The following is a 21,733-nucleotide window of genomic DNA, read 5'->3' as shown; positions in this document are numbered from 1 at the left end:
CGAAGAGCGCGCGGCGCCTGGCGTCACGCGCTCCGAAAAAGAGGTGTGAACAGCCTTATTTGCTGATCAACGTACCTTCGTTCTCACCCATCACCACGCGGCGCAGCGCACCAGGCTTGTTCATGTTGAACACGCGGATCGGCAGACCGTGATCGCGGGCCAGCGTAAACGCCGCCAGATCCATCACTTTCAGCTCGCGCTCCAGCACGTCCTGATAGGTTAATTGTTCATACAGCGTCGCATCCGGGTTTTTCACCGGATCGGCGGAGTATACGCCATCCACTTTGGTGGCTTTCAGCACCACGTCCGCTTCGATCTCGATGCCGCGCAGGCAGGCAGCGGAATCGGTGGTAAAGAACGGGTTGCCGGTACCGGCGGAGAAGATCACCACGCGGTTGTTGCGCAGCAGGCTGATAGCCTCTGCCCAGCTGTAATTATCACATACGCCGTTCAGCGGGATCGCTGACATCAGGCGGGCGTTCACATAGGCACGGTGCAGTGCATCACGCATAGCCAGGCCGTTCATCACGGTAGCCAGCATTCCCATGTGGTCGCCCACTACGCGGTTCATGCCGGCTTGCGCCAGCCCCGCGCCGCGGAACAAGTTCCCGCCGCCAATAACTACACCGACCTGAATTCCCAGTTCGACCAGCTCTTTCACTTCCTGAGCCATGCGATCCAAAACGCTGGCGTCGATACCAAAACCTTCTGCACCTTGCAGGGCTTCGCCACTCAGTTTAAGCAGAATACGCTGATATACGGGTTTTGCATTGGTTGCCATGGTGTTCTGTCCTAAGAAGCAGTATTAGTATTGGGGATTTCAGCCGATGAAACGCGCCTGAGGTGAGCATCACGCTGCAGGGCCTGCCACCGGTGTAATTCTGGCTGGATAGTATGGAACCGCCAGACGGCGGTTCCATCGACAGTCATTAAGACTGTTTGCTCATCGCGGCAACTTCAGCAGCGAAGTCGGTTTCGACTTTCTCGATGCCTTCGCCCACTTCGAAGCGAATGAAGTTGGTCACGTCAGCGTTGTGCTCTTTCAGCACCTGAGCAACGGATTTGCTCGGATCCATAACGAAAGGCTGACCGGTCAGAGAAACTTCGCCGGTGAATTTCTTCATGCGGCCTTCAACCATTTTCTCTGCGATTTCTTTCGGCTTGCCGGACTGCATGGCGATGTCCAGCTGAACCTGGTACTCTTTTTCTACCACTTCAGCAGACACGTCTTCTGGCTTCACGAACTCTGGCTTGCTCGCCGCAATGTGCATTGCGATTTGCTTAACCAGCTCTTCGTCAGCGCCTTTAGCCGCAACCAGAACGCCGATGCGCGCGCCGTGCAGGTAGCTGCCCAGCACGTCGCCTTCCAGGGAAGCAACGCGACGAATGTTGATGTTTTCGCCGATTTTTGCCACCAGCGCTACGCGCTCTTCTTCGAACTGTGCTTTCAGCACGTCAACGTCAGTGATTTTGCCGGCCATAGCGGCATCCAGCACTTTGTCGGCGAACGCCTGGAAACCGGCGTCTTTCGCAACGAAGTCAGTCTGGCAGTTAACTTCCAGAATGATGCCGTAGTTGCCTTCGATCTTGGTTTTGATCACGCCGTCAGCAGCTACGTTGCCTGCTTTTTTAGCGGCTTTGATCGCACCGGACTTACGCATGTTTTCGATTGCCAGTTCGATGTCGCCGTTGGATTCAACCAGCGCCTTCTTGCAATCCATCATGCCAGCGCCGGTACGCTCGCGCAGTTCTTTTACCAGGGCAGCGGTAATATCAGCCATTTATTTTTCCTCGGTTATCTCGCGTGGAGACAGTTCTCATTCAGATAAGCAAAGGGGGCCTTTACAGGCCCCCCTAACCAACATATGTCAATACCTGGTTAATAAGGGCTCAGTGACGAGCTTGCCTTATTATTCAGCTTCTACGAAGCCTTCTTCCGCCTGAACGGCCAGATCTTGAGAACGACCTTCACGCACAGCGGCAGCAACAGCAGTCAGGTACAGGTTTACTGCACGGATTGCGTCGTCGTTACCAGGGATGATGAAGTCAACGCCGTCTGGGTTGGAGTTGGTATCAACGATAGAGAATACCGGGATACCCAGGTTGTTGGCTTCTTTGATCGCGATGTGCTCGTGATCGGCATCGATAACGAACAGTGCGTCTGGCAGACCGCCCATATCTTTGATACCGCCCAGGGAGTTTTCCAGCTTGGCCAGTTCACGAGTGCGCATCAGCGCTTCTTTCTTGGTCAGCTTGTCCAGGGTGCCGTCTTGAGACTGGATTTCCAGATCTTTCAAACGCTTGATGGACTGACGAACGGTTTTCCAGTTAGTCAGCATGCCACCCAACCAGCGGTGGTTCACGAAGAACTGGTCACAGCTGTTCGCGGCGTCTTTTACCGCTTCGCTTGCTGCGCGTTTGGTACCAACGAACAGGATCTTGCCTTTACGGGAAGAGATCTTGCTCAGTTCAGCCAGAGCGGCGTTGAACATTGGTACAGTCTGCTCCAGGTTGATGATGTGAACCTTGTTACGAGCGCCGAAGATGAAAGGCTTCATTTTCGGGTTCCAGTAACGGGTCTGGTGACCAAAGTGAACACCAGCCTTGAGCATGTCGCGCATGGAAACAGTTGCCATGATTAAACCTCTATAGATTAATTGGGGTTATGCCTCCACGTATCCCATAACGCCGACCCTGGCGGCGACAAGTCACCTCAGGGCACCCCGGCGGATGTGCCGATACGTGTGTGTTATTTACACAAAATGAGTGCAGTTAAAGTATTTTCGGCTCATTCCCGCCAGGTCACAAGAACCAAGACACGGATCGCCGGCGCGCTTTATACCATAAACCCGCCGCCGACACCAACTTTTGTTGCGTTTCGCCGGGCGTCAGGAAATGAAATTTGGCAGCCCCCGGCCGGGCTGATACCATAAGTCACTGCTTCTTATTGTCGACGATAACGACACCTGCGGACGAATTTCATGGCAATCTCAATTAAAACACCTGATGACATCCAAAAAATGCGCGTGGCCGGCCGCCTGGCCGCCGAAGTGCTGGAGATCATCGAGCCGCACGTCAAACCTGGCGTGACCACCGGCGAGCTGGACCGTATCTGTCACGAGTACATCACCAACGAGCAGCAGGCCATTTCCGCCTGCCTCGGCTATCACGGCTTCCCGAAATCCGTGTGCATTTCGGTGAACGAAGTGGTGTGCCACGGCATCCCGAGCGACGACAAAACGCTGAAAGACGGCGACATCGTCAACATCGACGTGACCGTGATTAAAGACGGTTTCCACGGCGACACCTCGAAGATGTTCATCGTCGGCAAACCGACCATTCTGGGCGAGCGCCTGTGCCGCGTTACTCAGGAAAGCCTGTATCTGGCGCTGAAGATGGTCAAACCGGGCATCCGTCTGCGCACCCTGGGCAAGGCTATCCAGCAATTCGTCGAAGCCGAGAAGTTCTCCGTGGTGCGCGAGTACTGCGGCCACGGCATCGGCGAAGTGTTCCACGAAGAGCCGCAGGTGCTGCACTATGACGCGGACGACGGCGGCGTGGTGCTGCAGCCGGGCATGGCCTTCACCATCGAACCGATGGTCAACGCCGGCGACTACCGCATCCGCACCATGAAAGACGGCTGGACGGTAAAAACCAAAGATCGCAGCTTGTCGGCGCAGTATGAGCATACTATTGTGGTGACTGATAACGGCTGCGAGATAATGACGTTGCGCAAGGATGACACCATCCCCAACATCATTACGCACGAGATGTAAGCACCGCGGCGAACGCCGCGTGCAGAATATCACCAGGCCGGCTTATGCCGGCCTTTTTTATGGGCTGCGCACTATGTCTGACAATCTTCTTCAACAGGCGGCCCCGGCCGTGCCGATGCCGCCCGCCTCCCCCAGCGCCTACGGCGACGACGAGCTCACCTGCCCGGTGCTGAAACAGCGGCTGGAACAGTTTCAGCTGTGGCTGGCGGCGGCGTTCGACGCCGGCTCCAGCGCCGAAAGCCTGGTGGCGGCGCGCAGCGACTTCATCGATCGCCTGCTGCGCCGGCTGTGGACGTTCTACGGCTTTGAAGATATCCCGGAAACCGCGCTGGTGGCGGTCGGCGGCTACGGCCGCGGCGAGCTGCACCCGCTGTCGGATATCGACGTGCTGGTGCTCAGCCAGCGCCGGCTGACGGAGCAACAGTCGCAGCGGGTCGGCGAATTCATCACCCTGCTGTGGGATCTCAAGCTGGAAGTGGGCCACAGCGTGCGCACCCTGGAAGAGTGTCTGCTGGAAGGGCTGGCGGATCTGACCGTGGCCACCAACCTGATCGAATCGCGCATGATCTGCGGCGACGTCGCGCTGTTCCTGCAGATGCAAAAACATATCTTCAGCGACGGCTTTTGGCCTTCGCCGCAGTTTTTCCACGCCAAGATCAACGAGCAGCAAGAACGTCATCAGCGCTACCACGGCACCAGCTATAACCTGGAGCCGGATATCAAAAGCAGCCCCGGCGGCCTGCGCGACATCCACACGCTGCTGTGGGTGGCGCGCCGCCACTTCGGCGCCACCTCGCTGGACGAAATGGTCGGCTTCGGCTTTCTCACCCAGGCCGAACGCAACGAGCTGAACGAATGCCAGAGCTTCCTGTGGCGCATCCGCTTTGCGCTGCACCTGGTGCTGCCGCGTTACGACAACCGTCTGCTGTTCGATCGCCAGCTCAGCGTCGCGCAGCTGCTGCGCTATGAAGGCGAAGGCAACGAGCCGGTCGAGCGCATGATGAAAGACTTCTACCGCATGACGCGGCGCGTCAGCGAGCTGAACCACATGCTGCTGCAGCTGTTCGACGAAGCCATCCTGGCGCTGGACGCCACCGAAAAACCGCGTCCGCTGAACGACGATTTCCAACTGCGCGGCGATCTGATCGATCTGCGTGACGAAACGCTGTTCATCCGCGAGCCGCAAGCCATCATGCGCATGTTCTACCTGATGGTGCGCAACCGCGAGATCAAAGGCATTTACTCCACCACCGTGCGCCAGCTGCGCCACGCGCGCCGCCACCTGAAACAGCCGCTGTGCACCATCCCGGAAGCGCGCGATCTGTTCATGGCCATCCTGCGCCATCCCGGCGCGGTGTCGCGCGCGCTGGTGCCGATGCACCGTCACAGCGTGCTGTGGGCCTATATGCCGCAGTGGGGCAAGATCGTCGGGCAGATGCAGTTCGATCTGTTCCACGCCTATACCGTCGACGAACACACTATCCGGGTGCTGCAGAAGCTGGAGAGCTTCGCCGATCCGCAAACCCGGCCGCGCCATCCGCTGTGCGTGGAGCTGTATCCGCGCCTGCCGCACCCGGAACTGCTGCTGCTGGCGGCCTTGTTCCACGATATCGCCAAAGGGCGCGGCGGCGATCACTCGATCCTCGGCGCGGAGGACGTGGTGGAGTTCGCCGAGCTGCACGGCCTCAACTCGCGAGAAACCCAACTGGTGGCCTGGCTGGTGCGCTGCCACCTGCTGATGTCGGTCACCGCGCAGCGCCGCGATATCCAGGATCCGACGGTGATCCAGCAGTTCAGCAGCGAAGTGCAGAGCGAAACTCGCCTGCGCTACCTGGTATGCCTGACGGTGGCGGATATCTGCGCCACCAACGAAACCCTGTGGAACAGCTGGAAGCAGAGCCTGTTGCGCGAGCTGTATTTCGCCACCGAGAAACAGCTGCGCCGCGGCATGCAAAACAGCCCGGATCTGCGCGAACGCGTGCGCCACCACCGGCTGCAGGCGTTGGCGCTGCTGCGCATGGACAACATCGACGAAGAGGCGCTGCACCGCATCTGGAGCCGCTGCCGCGCCGACTATTTCCTGCGCCACTCGCCGAATCAGCTGGCCTGGCACGCCCGCCATCTGCTGGCCCACGATTCCACCCAGCCGCTGGTGCTGGTCAGCCGCCAGGCGACGCGCGGCGGCACCGAGATCTTCATCTGGAGCCCGGATCGTCCTTATCTGTTCGCCGCCGTCGCCGGGGAGATGGATCGCCGCAACCTGAGCGTGCACGACGCCCAGATCTTCACCAACCGCGACGGTATGGCGATGGACACCTTTATCGTGCTGGAGCCGGACGGCAGCCCGCTGGCGCAGGATCGCCACGCGGCGATCCGCCAGGCGCTGCTGCAGGCCATCACCCAGCGGGAGTACCAGCCGCCGCGCGTGCGCCGCCCCTCTTCCAAGCTGCGCCACTTCAGCGTGCCGACCGAGGTCACCTTCCTGCCGACCCACACCGATCGCCGCAGCTACCTGGAGCTGACCGCGCTCGACCAACCCGGCCTACTGGCACGGGTGGGCGAAGTGTTCGCCGATCTGGGGCTGTCGCTGCACGGCGCGCGCATTTCCACCATCGGCGAGCGGGTCGAGGATTTGTTTATCCTGGCCGACGGCGAGCGGCGCGCGCTCGACCAAGAAACGCGCAGAAAGTTGGAGCAACGGTTGACAGAGGCCCTCACCCCAAACGATAAAATGTGATACAAGTAACTTTTTACCGACAACATCAGGAAAGAGAACAGCATGCAGCAATTACAGAACGTTATTGAAAGCGCCTTCGAACGCCGTGCGGACATCACCCCGGCGAACGTAGACACCGTAACGCGCGAAGCGGTAAACCAGGTGATCGGCCTGCTGGACAGCGGCGCCCTACGCGTCGCCGAGAAGATCGACGGTCAATGGGTCACCCACCAGTGGCTGAAGAAAGCCGTGCTGCTCTCTTTCCGCATCAACGACAACAAGGTGATGGACGGCGCGGAAACCCGCTACTACGACAAAGTGCCGATGAAATTCGCCGACTACGACGAAGCACGCTTCCAGAAGGAAGGCTTCCGCGTCGTGCCGCCGGCCACCGTGCGCCAGGGCGCGTTCATCGCTCGCAACACCGTGCTGATGCCGTCTTACGTTAACATCGGCGCCTACGTCGACGAAGGCACCATGGTCGACACCTGGGCCACCGTCGGTTCTTGCGCGCAGATCGGCAAAAACGTTCACCTGTCCGGCGGCGTCGGCATCGGCGGCGTGCTCGAGCCGCTACAGGCCAACCCGACCATCATCGAAGACAACTGCTTCATCGGCGCGCGTTCCGAAGTGGTGGAAGGCGTGATCGTGGAAGAAGGCTCGGTGATTTCGATGGGCGTCTACCTCGGCCAGAGCACCCGCATCTATGACCGCGAGACCGGCGAAATCCATTACGGCCGCGTGCCGGCGGGCTCGGTGGTGGTTTCCGGCAACCTGCCGTCGAAAGACGGTTCTTACAGCCTGTACTGCGCGGTGATCGTCAAGAAAGTCGACGCCAAAACGCGCGGTAAAGTCGGCATTAATGAGTTATTGCGTACTATCGACTAAATTGAAATAGCGGGTGATTCACCCGCTATTTTTTTGTCTGCGTTTCGCTGGCAGTCACAGTCGCAGATCTCGCTTTCCGCCATAATCGCAGTCGTGGAATATAACGATCACATCTAAAGAGGGCGCAGTATGTACGATAACTTGAAGAGTTTGGGCATCAATCAACCGGAAGACGTCGATCGCTATAGCCTGCGTCAAGAGGCCAACAACGACATCCTCAAGATCTATTTCCGCAAGGACAAGGGCGAGTTCTTCGCCAAGAGCGTGAAGTTCAAGTATCCGCGCCAGCGTAAAACCGTGGTGGCGGACAACGCCGGCCAGGGCTACAAGGAAATTCACGAGATCAACCCGAACCTGCGTTACGTGATCGACGAGCTGGATCAGCTGTGCCAGCGCGATCAGGTGGAAGTGGATCTGAAGCGTAAAATCCTCGACGACCTGCGCCATCTCGAAGGCGTGGTGTCGCACAAGATTGCCGAGATCGAAGCCGATCTGGAAAAACTCACCCGCGGCAAATAATGCGGATCGGTTGACCCGCATCATCGTTAAGGCGCCCTTTTGCGGCGCCTTTTTACGTTATGACTGCAGCAGCGTGCCCCACTGCTCGACCCACGGGCAGGCGGCCACTTCCGGCTCCGGCTGTTCCATCGCATCGATTTCCAGCACTTCGCCAACGCGGGTGGCGCCCTGTTCCTGCAGCAGCGCATCGAACGTGCGCCCGGCGCCGCAGAAGTGGTCATAGCTGCTGTCACCGAGGGCGATCAGCCCATAGCGCAGCTCCGGCTGATAGCCAACCTGATCGCGGATAGCGTGGAACAGCGGCGCGATGCTGTCCGGCAGATCGCCCTGCCCGGTGGTGGAGGTGATCACCAGCGCGTAGTGCTGACGATAAAACTGCCAGGCCTCCAGCGTGCCCTCTTCGAACAGTTTGACCTCATGGCCCTGCTCGCTGAGGATGTTTTGCGCCTCTTCCGCCACCAGCAGCGAATTGCCGTAGACCGTTCCCACGAAGATACCAACCTGAGCCATGGCTCCTACTCCCTTCATTACCTTTAAAAATTGTCAGCTATCCTGACCGTTAGCCGCGTTAAACTCAACCCCGGCAAGTTCAGGGAATACCCCCGCCCAGCCGAACTGCGCCATCCCCCCTTGCCAGGCCTCGTCCCAGCGCGCCGTTACCTGCAGCGGCTCGCCGGTCACCGGGTGCGTCAGCTGCAGATGGCTGGCGTGCAGCATCAGGCGCGGGCAACCGAAATGCTGCGCCATCCCGCGATTCTGCCGCAGATCGCCGTGCTTGCTGTCGCCGATGATCGGGTGGCGCAGGTGCGCCATATGGCGCCGCAGCTGATGTTTGCGGCCGGTTTCCGGCTGCAGTTCCACCAGACTGTAACGCGCGCTGGCGTAGCGGCCGACGGCCACCGGCATCTCTACCTGCGCCAACGGCCGGTAGTGCGTCACGGCCGGCTGCGGCCCCTTGTCGGCATCGGCATGTTTATCGGCGATTTTATCCAGCTCCGCCGTCAGCGGGTAGTCGAGGGTCGCCTCCTCCTGCACGTAACCGCGCACCACCGCATGGTAGGTTTTCTGCACCTGATGCTGCTCGAACTGCTGCGACAGCAGGCGCGCCACCTCGCTGGAGAGCGCCATCAGCAGCACGCCGGACGTCGGACGATCGAGACGGTGCACGGTAAAGACGTGCTTCCCGAGCTGATCGCGCACCGTCTGCATCATAAAGCGAGTTTCATGACGGTCCAGCCAACTGCGGTGCACCAACCAGCCCGACGGTTTGTTCACCGCCACCAGGTGTTCATCCTGATACAAAATCTCAATCACATCGCATTCCCAGGTCAATAGCCGTTTCGGGCGCGAGTATAACAGGCATGAGACGCAACGCTAGTTCACCCATTCGATGGTCACCAGGCGCGTATCGGCGCGGCCGCGATCGTCCACCGCTCGAATGCGGTAGCGCCCGTTGTTGATCGGCCGCCAGTCGATCGGTTTTTTGCTGGCGCTGCTGCCGAGATAGATATCGTCGACGAACCAGTACACCGTCTTGCTGTCGGCGTCCGTCACCGCATTGAAGGCGATTTTGTCCCGTCCCTGTTGCGACTGGCGCAGGGTATAAGTGGTGTTTTTCAACGGCGAGGTGATGCGCGGCGCGTTGCCGCCGACGGCGATGCCGTTGTCCTTGCAGCGATTGACCGGCGGCGCCCGCTTCGGCAGCCCGGCCTGGGCGAACACGTTGGCCAAATCGGAAGGCCAGAATTCAAAAATTTCGGTGCGGGTCTGCGCCGCGTCATACGGCGGGCAAACAACCTCGCCGCTGTGAATATCCAGCACCACCGGCCGGTAGACGCTGTCTACCTTGATCGGCGACTTGCCGGGAATGAACCAGGTCTTGCCCTTTTGCTGGCACCACGGCGTCGGCAGATCGCCGCTGGCGAGACAGATGTCTACCCGCCGCAGCCGCTTGGGGAACGGATGTTTCGGTTCCCGCAGGGCGGGATAGCTGGCGTTGACGCTGTCGATGATATTGAAAAACAGCGGCGCGGCCGCCTCGGCGCCGACCAACGCATTGTTGCCGCGCCCATCGAAGTTGCCTTCCCACACCACCAGCACGTAAGGGCCGAAAATCCCGACGCTCCAGGCGTCGCGAAAGCCCCATGAGGTGCCGGTCTTCCAGTACACCGGCAGCGACGAAGAACGCTGCGCCAGCGTATCGCCCGGCCGCCGGTGCTGGCGCAGCATATCCAGCGTGATGAAACTGGCCTCCTCGCTCAACAGCCGCACCGGCCTCGGTTCACCCTCGTTCAGCCGCAATCGCAGCGGCCGCAGCTCGCCGCGGTTCGCCAGCAACGCGTACAGCTTCGCCAGTTCCTGCGCCGTCACCTCGCCGCCGCCCAGCACCAGCGACAGTCCGTAGTGGCTCTCATTGGCCATATTGGCGACGCCGGTCAGGCGCAAAAACTGATAAAAGGTCGGCTGACGCAGCTGTGAGGCGACATAGACCGCCGGGATGTTACGGCTGAAATTCAGCGCGTCGGTGGCGGTCACCGGGCCGAGAAAACGCCGGTCGAAATTTTCCGGCGCATAGGCGCCGAACGACGAAGGCACGTCTTTCAGAATGGTCATCGGATGCAGCACGCCCTGCTCCATGCCCAGCGCGTAGATGAACGGCTTCAGCGTCGATCCCGGCGAACGCTTGGCGTTGGTGCCGTTCACCTGCCCCTGGATCGGACGATTGTAATAGTCCGCCGAGCCCACCAGCGCGCGCACCCCCATATCGCGGCTGTCCACCAGCAGCACCGCGGCGTTTTGGATGCCGCGGCTGCGGTTGCGGGCGATAAAAGCGTTGACCTGCCGTTCGACCAGCCGCTGCAGCCCGGCGTCCAGCGTCGTGTCTACGCGGGTATCGCGCTGCACCAGTTGCTGCGTCTGCAGGCGCAGCTGTTCGATAAAGTGCGGTGCGATATAAGGCACTTGTTCAGGCTGCCGCAGCGCCAACGGCAGGCGGAACAGCGTTTGCTGGCTGGCGTCGGTGGGGTAAACCCGCTGCCAACGCTGGAACAGACGATTGCGCGCCTGCGTCAACGCCGCGCCGAGCACGCCGGTTTTCGGCTCCAGACGGTAGCTGGGTGACTGCGGCAAGACCGCCAGCGTCAGCGCCTCCGGCAGAGTCAACTCCCGCGGCGGCTTGGCGAAATAGATCAGGCTGGCGGCGCCGATGCTTTCAATGTTGCGGCCGTAGGGCGCGTAATTCAAATAGGCTTCCAGGATATCGCGCTTGGAGTAGCTCAGTTCCAGCTGCACCGCACGCAGCACCTGCAACACCTTGCCGCCCGGCGTACGGGTATTGAGATGCCAGCGCATCCGCGCCAGCTGCATGCTGATGGTCGAACCGCCCTGCATTTTGCCGCCGGCGACATAGCTGCGCCAGAAACCGCGCATCAGGCTGACAGGGTTAAAGCCGGGGTTATAGTAGAACCAACGATCTTCGTGCAGCAGCAACCCGCGCACCGCCAGCGGCGACACTTGCTCCAGCGGGGTCCACAGCCGGTAGCGATCGTCGTTGGCCAGCGTAATGCGCAGCAGCGCGCCGTGCCTGTCGTAATAAACGGAAGACTGCGGCAGCCCCTGCCACAGGGGCGGATGCGGCCACAGCCGAATTGCGGTCAACAGCAGCGCCAGTAAAAACACCGCCATCAAGCCGTTTTGCAGCACGCGCCCGGTCAGGATCTTCATACGTTCTCAGCATTCCGGCGCCAGACGCTGGCCTGGCGCCGGATACGGCCTAGTCGTTGCCCGCCGGCACCACCACCAGCTTGCCGCCGCCGGCCGACATGGCCTGCACTTCTCGGTCATACATGGCTTCGCCGTAGGCCGGTGGAATAATAAAGCTGCCGGTATTGGTGGCCTTGATCTGATAGACGAACTCCTGCACCTCGGTGCCGGCGCTGCCGTAGATAATCACCCGATCTTCACGGATGTCGCTGTAATCCGGCGCCCAGGTGGAGCCGGTGGCGGCCAGCGGCGACTGCCAGCCGCCGCGATCGTCGCTCTCCTCACCGGCATCGGCCGGTTCCGGCGGCGTCTGCTGCACCACTTCGAACCCGCCCGGCAGCAGATCGACAATCGCCAGGTTGCTCTGCCCCTCTTTCGAGTTGGCGCGCACCTTCAGATGGACGTTGATCTTCTGCCCCAGCGTCACCTGCGTCACCGGTTTGCCCTGTTCGTCGGTGTACTCGCGGACGATCTCAATCCCGCGCGACAGCGCTTTTTGCGGCGCGTTCAGATCGTAACCGGCCTGCGTCACCACATACCAGGCCGGCGCGCTGCCGCCGTTGGTGAAGCGCACGGCGGTGGCATCGACGTTGAACTGCCCCTGAACGAACAGCCCCTGCAGCTCACTGATGCGCTGCGGGTCGCCGCCGCTTTTGCCCACCTGCACGATGCCTAACGCGTCCGCATTGGCGGATTGCGCCGCCACCTGGGCCGAATAGCTTTCCAGCGCCAGGATGCTCATTGCAGAGGAGTAGGTGGTATAACGCTCTTCCTTCAGTGCCTTGACCATATTCTCCAGCACCTGCGGCGGAATCGACGCCACCTTCTCAGGGAAGTGACGGGTAATCAAATACAACCGCGTCGCATCCTGCACCAGCGGATCGAAATAGTTCTGCGTCCACCAGGCGCTGTCATAGGCTTTGCTCAGTTGCTGCCAGCTGGGTTGCAACAGCGCGGCGGCTTCGTCGTCCATCTTCAACAAACGATAGGAAGAGGCCAGATACAGCGCGCTCAGATCGGTTTTCCACCCTTCGCCATAGCGTTTTTGCAGCGTATCCTGCACGGCCGCCAGCGAGTTGGTGGTCACTTCGCCCTGCAGCGTCAGCAGGTAGACCGCCCAACTACGCAGGCGCAGCAGATACAGATCGTCGAAACCGCTGGCCGCTAGCTCGCGCAGCGCGCCGTTAGCTTCGTCCAGCATGCCTTCCGGCAGGGCGTAACCCGCCGCTTTGGCTTCGAGCAGATATTGCACCACATAAGGCGTGACAAAAGGATCGGCATCCGGCGACGAACGCCAGGCGCCGATCGCCCCGCTGTCGTTCTGACGGGCGCGCAGCACGCCCAGCAGGTTGCGCAGCTGCTTGCTGACTTCCGCCTGGCTCAGGCTGCCTTTCATCTCTGGATGGCGGCTCTGCAACATCAGCGGAATGGAACGGCTGACGATCTGCTCGGAACAGTAATACGGATAATCCGCCAGGTATTGCGCCAACCCGCTGGTCAGCACCAGCGGCGAATTCGACACTGCCGCCCGGCGCTGCGCGAAAGCGTCGAACATCTGGCGCAGGCCATCGACGTTCTGGCTGCCGCCGCTCATGCGCCCCATCACCGATTGAGTACGGTACGGCGCCGCCGGCCGCACCGAGGTGCTGACGGTGCGACGGCTGGCCTGGTCGCCGTAACGGGCGTCGAACACCAGCGGCGCATCGCCCAAAACGGCTTTGGCGCGCAGACGGAAGGCGATCACGCCCTCGCGTTTTTCCGCTAGCGTCAGGCTTTGCGTCGCGTTGCCCACCACCTCCAATTGCGGCGGCGGCGTCAGCAGGACGTTGATGGCCACCGACTGGCCGTTCAGCCCTTCGAGGTTGTTGCTGACGCCCACGCTGACGTCGAACTCATCGCCCGGCGCCACCATCGCCGGCACGTTCGGCGTCATGATGAAGCTGTCGCGCACCGTAGCGGCGGTTTGCGCCTTGCCGATTTTCTCCGGCGTCACCGAAATCGCCATGACGCGGATCTTGCCGTTGAAGTAATCCGGCACCGGATAGACGAACTGTTTCTCGCCGCTGACCTCGGTAATGCCGGACCAATAGGCCACCGGCTTATCGCGCTTGCGCTTGAACGGGTTGAGGTTGAGATCCAGCCCTTCGCCCGCATCGCCGCCCGGCGCCGCGGTCAGCGCCATCAGCTTGCTGAATTCCGGCAGGATCAGATCGAGGATCTGCGAGCTGCTCACGTTCAGTTCGCGCTTGCTGAAGAAGAACTCCAGCGGATCCTTCAGGCGATAACGCGCCACCTGCAGAATACCCTCATCGACGGCGAACAGCGCCACCTGCTGCGGCGCATCGGTCTTGACCGTCATCGTCAGGTTTTCACCCGGTTTGATGACCTCCGGTGCCGTCACCTCAAGGCTGTTTTGGCGCGCCTTGGTACTGATCTTGAACGGCATCACGCCATAGCTCAGCGGGCTCATGAAGATCTCGCTGGAGTTGATGTCGCGCACGAACTGCACGTTGATGTAGCCGTTGCCCTCCATGCCGGCCGGCACGCGGATCGTCTGCACCGAGCTGGTGGTGTCGGTGTGGAACCACTGCCAGGCGTAAACCTTGTCCTTCTCGATGGTGATCAAGCCGCTGCCGGTATAGGGCGCGTTAATCGCCACCTCGATCTCTTCACCGGGCTGGTATTCCGCCTGGTTGAGTTTTAGCTTCAGTTCGGCGTTGCGATCCAGCGAACGACTCAGGTTGGCGTTGCCGACCACGCTGTAGGCGACGCGGTTGAGCGTCTTGCCCTGCGCATCTTCGATCACCAGCACGAAGTCGCCCGGCTTATCGGTCGCCAGCCGCAGATCCGCGCCCTGATCGCCCAGCGCCAGCGGCTGTTCCGAGAGCTGCACTTCCTTCATCTTCGACTGATATTTGTAAACGCCCGAATCCTGTTTGGTCAGCACCGAAATGTATTTCTGTTCGATCAGCACCTGCTTCAGGTTCGGCATGGCGATCTGTTTCAAGGCCGGATCAATGGCGATCACGTTCAGATGCCGCTCCGCATCGCGATTGATGTAGCCCAGATCGCCGTCGGCCTTCACCCCAATCAGGTAATCGTAAGGCGAAACCAGCGTACGGGCGGTAGCCGCCACCGAGCGACCGCCGCCGGCAACGAACGCCTCCGACAACAGCTGCAGCTGATAAGTGGCGTCGGCGTAAGATTTCAGATCGAGCGGAATATCAGCCGCGCCGTGTTCATCGGTGGTGCGATCTTCCAGCTCGGTTTCGAACCCGTCGCTGTTTTGTCGGTTTTCGTAGAACGCATAATCCGGGAAGCGATCGAAGCTCGGATACATTGGCCGCAGCGTCAGCCTGGTGGTCACACGGCGATCTTGCGCCGGGGTGCCGAACAGGTTCTGCACATCGATGCTGGCCTTCAGCTCAGACGGCTTGACCCAGCCTTGCTGGCGGTCCGGCGTCAACGCCAGCTTCACTTTCAGTTGATCCGGCTCGAACTCCTTCACATTGACTGCGGTATGGCCGAGCAGCGTGGAGGTGTCGTTGTTTTTGCCGATCAGATACAGATAAACGTTCCACTCGCCGGTGGGCGAGTTTTCATCGGTGGTATAGCTCAGTTCGTTGAAACCGCTGGCGCCCAGCGTCAGCGGCACGGTGGACATCAGCTTGTCGCGCGGATCGCGAATTTCTGCGCGCACCGGCACACCGGCGAGGCCAACGCGCCAGTCGGCGGCGCGAGTGATCAGGCCGATATTGAAGGTGTCTCCCGGCCGATACACGCCGCGGTCGGAGAACAGGTAGCTGCTGAGCGTGCGCGGATCGGTCGGCGTTTGTTCACCGGCAACGTCGAAGCGCGAGAAATCCAGCCCGCGATCGTTAGAGCTGCCGGTCGGCAGGAAGGAGACATCCCCTTCTTTCTCCACCAGGAACATCACCGGCTGGCGCTCGTTGGTGTACACATCCAGCGCCGGGAAACGCACGTGGCCGTCGGCGCCGGTGGTTTGGCTGAGCAGCGTCACGCCGTTTTTGGCCACCACAGATACGTTGGCGCCGCTGACCGGCGCACCGCTTTGGATCGACTGCACGAAGACGTCGCGCGTCTTATCCTGCGAGCTCTTGGCGACGATGCCCAGATCGGTCACCACCACAAAACGCGAATCGCCGACGTCGGGCTGCTCTTCCCCTGCGCTCTCGTCCTGTTCCTGCTCCTGCTCGGCGCCCGCCTCTTCCGCCGCCGGTTTGCGATTCGGCTGCCATTCCGACAGCGTCAACAGAAACACCCCACGATGGGAACTGGCGTTGGTGGAGAGATAGCGGGAAAGATCGATGCCCTGATAGTTCACTTCCCCCGGCCGCTCGTTGTTGAGCGCCGTCTGGTATTTGAAATGCTCGGTGAAATACTCATCGTTGAGCCGGTTGAATTCCGTGGACGAGTATTCCCGGCTTTTGAAGGAAACAATGTGCTGCAGCTGACTCGGGATCACCCGCTTGATGTCCAGCCGCAGGCCCGCCACGTTGCGCGCCGCCACGCTGATCTGCTTGTCGCCGTTGACCGACAGCAGCGAGCCCTGCGACATGAACTGCAGCGATTTCGGGAACTCCGGGACTTCGACCACCCGATAAACCTTCTTCGGCATTTTGTAACCGCCGGCGGAGATCAGCTGGTTATCGATCTCGAGCAGCATAAAGCGGTGCGCCGGGGCGTCAAAACGGAAGCTGAACTGCGGCTGATAGGCCTCTTCCGCCTCGTTAAGCGTCAACGGCAGCGGCGTCGCCTGCGCCAGCACGTTCTTGCCGACGCTGTCTACCGTCCATGGGTAAAAGTCTTCAGCATCATTGGCGGCCTCGGCATCGCTCGGATCGTGCTGCGGCAGCAGCCAGGCTTTCGCGGCTCGCGCCAGCTCTTTATCCTTCACCGCATCGCTGAAACCAACCACCAGCGCACGCTGCCCTTTGCCGCCGTCGGTGTCCACCACCTGGGCGCTGGCGTCGCTCAGCGCCAGGCTGTACAGGGTAGGAACCTTGACCCAGTTGCTTTTCGCCTCTTCGACCGCGTTGCCGGCCGCCGTCGATTTAACGCCCTTGCCGACGGTCAGATGTACCGCGCCGCCCTGATCCAGCGCCTGCAGCGGCTCGGAATGCACCCAGGCGTTCAGTTTTTTCTCGTCATATACCAGAGAGAAATTCAGCTTCTTCTCGGAGGTGGCGCTGCCTTCTTTCAATCCCAGCGAAATCTGTTTTTCAAAGCTGGCGACGTCGACCGGCGCGTTGAACTGCAGATTGAAAATCGCGCTGCGTTTCTGCGCATTCTGCGGATCGCGGTAGTACTCGGCCTGCCCCAGACGGTAGCCGAACGCAGGCACGGTGAAGGCATAGCGGGTTTTGGCGAGTTTGACCTGCGGCGCCAGCAAGGTAGCGGGCTCGAGGGTCACGTCATATTTCGCGCCCATCGGCAGCGGCTTTTTCGGCGTGAACACCAGCGTCGATTCATTGTTCCACGCCCACTGCCCTTCCGCCGTCGGTTTGAGGGTGATGCCGGCGCTCACGGTTTTGCCCACCGCGGCGATCGGCGCGACCGAGCCGCTGAAGGCCAGACTCACCGTTTGTGGCGCTTGCCGGGCGGCGGTGTAATCTATCGGCGCGGGGTTAGCCAGCGATGCGCTGACCTCCTGAACCACCATCGGCGCCGGTTCGATCGGCTGAGGCCGATTTTGCCACCAGTGCCAACCGTAAAACGCGCCGCCCGCGGCGCCTGCCAGCAGCAGCAGGCCCAGACCGATCGCTTTCGGATGTTTATCCACGCCGCTTTCCAGCCGCAGAAAACCGCGCGGCAGCGCAGCCCACCAGGACGGCGCGCGCCAGCTGAGGTTGCCGACCAGCGGTCTCAGCAACCGCCCCAACAGCGACAAGACCCCACCCAACAGGCGGCAAACGCCCTTAACCAGGGTAAAAGGCAAACGAAGGATAAACCTTAATAAATCCATTATTGCAGCACCTCATCATCCTAATGCAGCCCCCGGTCAACCGCCGCGGTTTAACCGAGCCGAAAGACGCCGTCGGCTCTCCTGCCCGGCATCCGCGCGAGTACTCTACACTGCCGGGCGGCAAAAATCTGCGCGCCGCCGGCGAATTACGGCTCTTTATTCAACATCAAATCCAACTGCTGCAGCAGCACCAACAGCGGCAGACTGCTCGGCTCACGCTCCTTCAACGCCTCCTCGAAGTAAGGCGTGATGGCAAAACGCGTCGGCAGCGGCGCTTCGGCGTCCAACAGCGCATACATGCGTGGCAGAAACACCCACTGCAGCCAAGCCTCGGCCGACATGCTGTCGATGCAGAACGGCTCGGTGCTGGAGAAAGCCTCAGGCTCGGGCGGCGCGGCCTGCCACAAGGCCAAATCGCGCATGGATTGTTCAATCGCCTGCAAACTGCGGCGAACCTGATTATGTATACTCATCTGCATTCCCGATCTCTTTTCATCATGATATTCAGCTCGCTGGCTGAAAGGCGGCAAAGCATAGCATTTTTATAGCCCAAATTTGGCGCGCCCGAGACCGGCTGCCGTTTTTATCTGGTGGCGTGCGCCGCCGCGCGGCACAATAGGCCCACCGAATTCACCACACAGATAAAGATTCATGTCCGTAATAACAGAGAAAAAAAATCACGCGACGCCCGGTAAGGCCATGCTGGCCTCGGTCACCGGTTACGCCATGGACGGGTTTGACCTGCTGATCCTCGGCTTTATGCTGCCGGCCATCAGCATCGAATTAGGATTAACCTCATCGGCCGCCGGTTCGCTGGTCACCTGGACGCTGATCGGCGCAGTGCTGGGCGGCGTGATCTTCGGCCATCTCAGCGATCGCTTCGGCCGCATCCGGGTGCTGACTATCACCATCCTGATGTTTTCCCTGTTCACCGGCCTGTGCGCCGTGGCGCAAGGCTATTGGGATCTACTCGCCTATCGCACGCTGGCGGGCATCGGGCTGGGCGGCGAGTTCGGCATCGGCATGGCGCTGATCGCCGAAGCCTGGCCGGCGGAGAAACGCAACCGCGCTTCGGCCTACGTCGGCATGGGCTGGCAGTTGGGGGTGCTGGCGGCCGCTTTCCTGACGCCGCTGCTGCTGGAACATATCGGCTGGCGCGGCATGTTCCTGGTCGGCCTGCTGCCGGCGCTGGCGTCATTCCTGATCCGCCGCACGCTGGGCGAACCGGAGGAATTCGTGCGGCAGAAAGACGCCGGGCAGCCGCTCTCCTTCCTTCAGCGTTTGCGCCTGCTGTTTAAGGATCGCGCCACCAGCAAGGCCAGCATCGGCATCTTCATTCTCTGTTCGGTGCAGAACTTCGGCTACTACGGGCTGATGATCTGGATGCCGACTTATCTGGCGAAAAACTTCGGCTTCTCGCTCACCAAGTCCGGCCTGTGGACGGCGGTGACGGTGGTCGGCATGACGTTCGGCATCTGGCTGTTCGGCGTCCTGGCCGACCGCTTCGCCCGCTGGAAGATTTTCGTGCTGTATCAGGTCGGCGCGGTGGTGATGGTGATCGGCTACGCCCAGTTGAGCGATCCGATGCTGATGCTGTTCGCCGGCGCAGTGATGGGCATGTTCGTCAACGGCATGATCGGCGGTTACGGCGCGTTGATTTCCGATACCTACCCGGTGCAAGCGCGCGCCACCGCGCAAAACATCCTGTTCAATCTGGGACGCGGCGTCGGCGGCCTGGGGCCATTGGTGATCGGCGCGCTGGTGACGCAGGTGTCGTTTACCGCCGCCATCAGCCTGTTGGCGGCGATTTACCTGCTGGATATCTACGCCACGCTGTTCCTGCTGCCGAAAAAACAGGGCGCAGGCGATACGCTGGGCGCGATTGGTTAACGCGGAAGAAGGATTGAGACGGGGCGCACGCGCGGCGGAATAGAACAAAAAGTTGGGGGCACTGCGTTAACAGTGCCCCCGGTTCGTTTTATAGCCATCCCGCTACACAGCATGCTCCCTGCTCAATCCTTGAAAACTTTTCCTGCGGCCATCCTGACCAAGTGGTCCTTGCATCATCCTGCAGCATCGTCCTGACGCGGTTCCTCAGCCTTCCTGACCCGCCGACAGTCCTGCGCCGGCTCTCAATCTCCGTCCTGGAGGTGTCCTTGGTTTCAATCCTGAAACATCCTGGGCATCTCCTGACGCCATCCCTCGCTCTTGCCTGAGCGCATCCCTTTCTTCTTCCTGAAGCTGCATCATCCTGATGCTTTCCTGCTCCGCCGGGTCCGTGCCGGTAATGATAAGATCGCTCAAATTTCCCGGAATCACAAGGGTTTGAGAGGTGTCTCACACTAAATTAAGACTAAGAGTTATCCTAAAGAAATTCTAACCAATTGATCTGGATAACAATAATCTCATGGTCCAAAGAGAGGTGAAAAAAATTAAGAGCGATCTCTCACAGCCCGTGTGAGAGATCTCTTACACGACCGACGGCGAATCCGCCGCGCTTTAGTCCAGCACTGGGCGCAGCGCATCGAGGAAATTCCCCAGCGTCGCCGCCAACAAGGTGCGCTTATCGCTGCCGAACTGCTCCAGCACCACGTTGCCGCTGACGTTGCACAGCGACACCATCGTCATCTCGGATTCGGTGGTCGCCAGGAAGAGGGTCGGTGACAATTTGAGGCGCTTTTGCGTCACCAGATGGCCGATCAGATTCTCCTGCAGGCGGATGAAATCCTCTTCGCTCCATACCTGCAGCAGGCTCAGGCGATGCTCCCCAAATTGCGCGCTCATGTCACCGGCGTATTGCTGCGTGTAGAAACGGTGCGCATCCGGCTGCAAACGCAGCTCCAGCGCGGCCTCTACCTTCTCCAGCGTCGCCGCCGGTTCGAAAGGCTGCGGCAACCACAGCACGTCGTCCTCGCGATTCTCCACGATGCAGGGCGACGGCACGCCGTACAGCGCCTCGCTGGCCGGCGCGTGGCCGCGCTCTTGCTGCCACAACTCGACATAGCGTTGAGTGAATTCACGCAGAGCGTGCGATACATCATGGTCCATATTCTTTCTCGCATACGTTAAACTGACGGCCATTGTACCTATCTCTGACCGAGGTGACAGCAGATGTCCTCATATCAAGACCACCAGGCCCTGTCAGGGCTGACGCTGGGCAAACCCACCGCCTATCGCGATCGCTACGACGCCACGCTGCTGCAGGCGGTGCCGCGCAGCATGAACCGCGAGCCGCTGGGGCTGTATCCCGACAACCTGCCCTTCCACGGCGCGGACATCTGGACGCTGTACGAACTCTCCTGGCTGAACGCCAACGGGCTGCCGCAGGTGGCGGTGGGCGAGATCGGCCTCAACGCCGACAGCCTGAACCTGATCGAATCGAAAAGCTTCAAGCTGTATCTCAACAGCTTCAACCAAACGCCGTTCGCCGATTGGGAAACGGTGCGCAGCACGCTGCAACGCGATCTGTCCGCCTGCGCCCAAGGCGAGGTGAACGTCACCCTGTTCAGCGTCAACCAACTGGAAGGCAGCCCGATCGCTCGTCTGGCCGGCGACTGCATCGACCAGCAGGATATTCGCATCGACAATTATGAGTTCAACGCCGACTACCTGCAGAACGCCGCCGGTGAAGAGGTAGTGGAAGAGCAATTGGTCAGCCACCTGCTGAAGTCCAACTGCCTGATCACCCATCAGCCGGACTGGGGCTCGGTGCAGATAAGCTACCGCGGCGGTAAGATCGATCGCGAAGCGCTGCTGCGCTATCTGGTTTCCTTCCGCCACCACAACGAATTCCACGAGCAATGCGTCGAGCGCATCTTCAACGATCTGATGCGCTATTGCCGGCCGCAAAGCCTGACGGTTTACGCCCGCTATACCCGCCGCGGCGGACTGGATATCAACCCGTGGCGCAGCAACGTCGCGTTCGCTCCCGAGCACGGCCGCCTGGCGCGCCAATAAGTGCGAAACATTGCTCAACAACTGAGCTAACGAGCGGTTTGTGTTGGTAAAAGCGCAGGGACGGCGGTAAGGTTAAAACGAGGCTGCGGCCGGGCAGAGCGCCCGCTTCGCCGCAGCACGCCAACCATA

At 60.5% G+C, this 21,733-nt stretch carries 15 protein-coding genes; 6 read left to right on the top strand and 9 right to left on the bottom strand.

The genetic code is table 11. The features are described from left to right. Nucleotides 1–55: 55 nt before the first annotated feature. The 3 genes from pyrH to rpsB form a co-directional block, all read right to left on the bottom strand. Nucleotides 56–781, bottom strand: coding sequence for a UMP kinase (gene pyrH, locus HWW83_RS15005; protein ID WP_004931940.1), 726 nt, complete (start codon nt 779–781; stop codon nt 56–58). A 148-nt stretch (nt 782–929) separates the two neighbouring features. Next, a complete protein-coding gene (gene tsf, locus HWW83_RS15000) occupies nt 930–1,781 on the bottom strand; it encodes a translation elongation factor Ts (protein ID WP_033644872.1) in 852 nt (283 codons plus the stop codon). A gap of 129 nt (nt 1,782–1,910) precedes the next feature. Continuing rightward, nucleotides 1,911–2,636 carry a 30S ribosomal protein S2 gene (gene rpsB / locus HWW83_RS14995; RefSeq protein WP_016929891.1) on the bottom strand — a complete coding sequence of 242 codons (726 nt, stop codon included), beginning with the start codon at nt 2,634–2,636 and terminating at the stop codon, nt 1,911–1,913. A 345-nt stretch (nt 2,637–2,981) separates the two neighbouring features. Between rpsB and map the strand changes: the two genes are divergently transcribed. The 4 genes from map (at nt 2,982) to HWW83_RS14975 (ending at nt 7,899) form a co-directional block, all read left to right on the top strand. Continuing rightward, complete coding sequence (map, locus tag HWW83_RS14990) at nt 2,982–3,776, top strand: type I methionyl aminopeptidase (RefSeq protein ID WP_028127527.1); 795 nt, start codon at nt 2,982–2,984, stop codon at nt 3,774–3,776. A gap of 73 nt (nt 3,777–3,849) precedes the next feature. After that, entirely contained in the window at nt 3,850–6,513 is a 2,664-nt protein-coding gene (glnD, locus tag HWW83_RS14985; RefSeq protein ID WP_033652507.1) for a bifunctional uridylyltransferase/uridylyl-removing protein GlnD, read from the top strand. Between the two features lie 42 nt (nt 6,514–6,555). Continuing rightward, complete coding sequence (gene dapD, locus HWW83_RS14980; protein ID WP_004931932.1) at nt 6,556–7,380, top strand: 2,3,4,5-tetrahydropyridine-2,6-dicarboxylate N-succinyltransferase; 825 nt, start codon at nt 6,556–6,558, stop codon at nt 7,378–7,380. Nucleotides 7,381–7,509: 129 nt separating this feature from the next. Further along, on the top strand, nt 7,510–7,899 hold the full coding sequence (locus HWW83_RS14975) for a DUF3461 family protein (RefSeq protein ID WP_004931929.1): 390 nt from the start codon (nt 7,510–7,512) through the stop codon (nt 7,897–7,899). Between the two features lie 57 nt (nt 7,900–7,956). Here the strand turns inward: HWW83_RS14975 and HWW83_RS14970 are convergent, their stop codons facing one another. The 5 genes from HWW83_RS14970 to HWW83_RS14950 form a co-directional block, all read right to left on the bottom strand. Further along, entirely contained in the window at nt 7,957–8,409 is a 453-nt protein-coding gene (locus tag HWW83_RS14970; RefSeq protein WP_033644870.1) for a flavodoxin, read from the bottom strand. 33 nt (nt 8,410–8,442) lie between these two features. Continuing rightward, nucleotides 8,443–9,213, bottom strand: coding sequence for a tRNA pseudouridine(65) synthase TruC (gene truC / locus HWW83_RS14965; protein WP_096242852.1), 771 nt, complete (start codon nt 9,211–9,213; stop codon nt 8,443–8,445). A gap of 60 nt (nt 9,214–9,273) precedes the next feature. Continuing rightward, nucleotides 9,274–11,622 (bottom strand): penicillin-binding protein 1C, encoded by a 2,349-nt coding sequence (gene pbpC / locus HWW83_RS14960; protein WP_033644869.1) that lies wholly within the window; start codon nt 11,620–11,622, stop codon nt 9,274–9,276. A 49-nt stretch (nt 11,623–11,671) separates the two neighbouring features. Then, the gene (locus HWW83_RS14955; protein ID WP_176589395.1) at nt 11,672–17,647 is read right to left on the bottom strand and encodes an alpha-2-macroglobulin; all 5,976 of its coding nucleotides are present in this window, start codon (nt 17,645–17,647) and stop codon (nt 11,672–11,674) included. A gap of 146 nt (nt 17,648–17,793) precedes the next feature. Further along, nucleotides 17,794–18,120 (bottom strand): YqcC family protein, encoded by a 327-nt coding sequence (locus HWW83_RS14950; protein WP_033644943.1) that lies wholly within the window; start codon nt 18,118–18,120, stop codon nt 17,794–17,796. A gap of 178 nt (nt 18,121–18,298) precedes the next feature. Here HWW83_RS14950 and HWW83_RS14945 point away from each other — a divergent pair, with 178 nt between their 5' ends. Then, on the top strand, nt 18,299–19,537 hold the full coding sequence (locus tag HWW83_RS14945; protein WP_033644867.1) for an MFS transporter: 1,239 nt from the start codon (nt 18,299–18,301) through the stop codon (nt 19,535–19,537). Nucleotides 19,538–20,146: 609 nt separating this feature from the next. On the opposite strand, the gene syd is transcribed toward HWW83_RS14945, so the two are convergent. Then, nucleotides 20,147–20,695 (bottom strand): SecY-interacting protein, encoded by a 549-nt coding sequence (gene syd / locus HWW83_RS14940; protein WP_033644866.1) that lies wholly within the window; start codon nt 20,693–20,695, stop codon nt 20,147–20,149. A gap of 63 nt (nt 20,696–20,758) precedes the next feature. Here syd and queF point away from each other — a divergent pair, with 63 nt between their 5' ends. Next, a complete protein-coding gene (queF, locus tag HWW83_RS14935; protein WP_176589394.1) occupies nt 20,759–21,604 on the top strand; it encodes an NADPH-dependent 7-cyano-7-deazaguanine reductase QueF in 846 nt (281 codons plus the stop codon). Nucleotides 21,605–21,733 lie beyond the last annotated feature (129 nt).

This window comes from Serratia ureilytica, from assembly GCF_013375155.1.
Taxonomy (GTDB): Bacteria; Pseudomonadota; Gammaproteobacteria; order Enterobacterales; family Enterobacteriaceae; genus Serratia; species Serratia ureilytica.
This window is presented reverse-complemented; position numbering and strand designations above follow the sequence as displayed.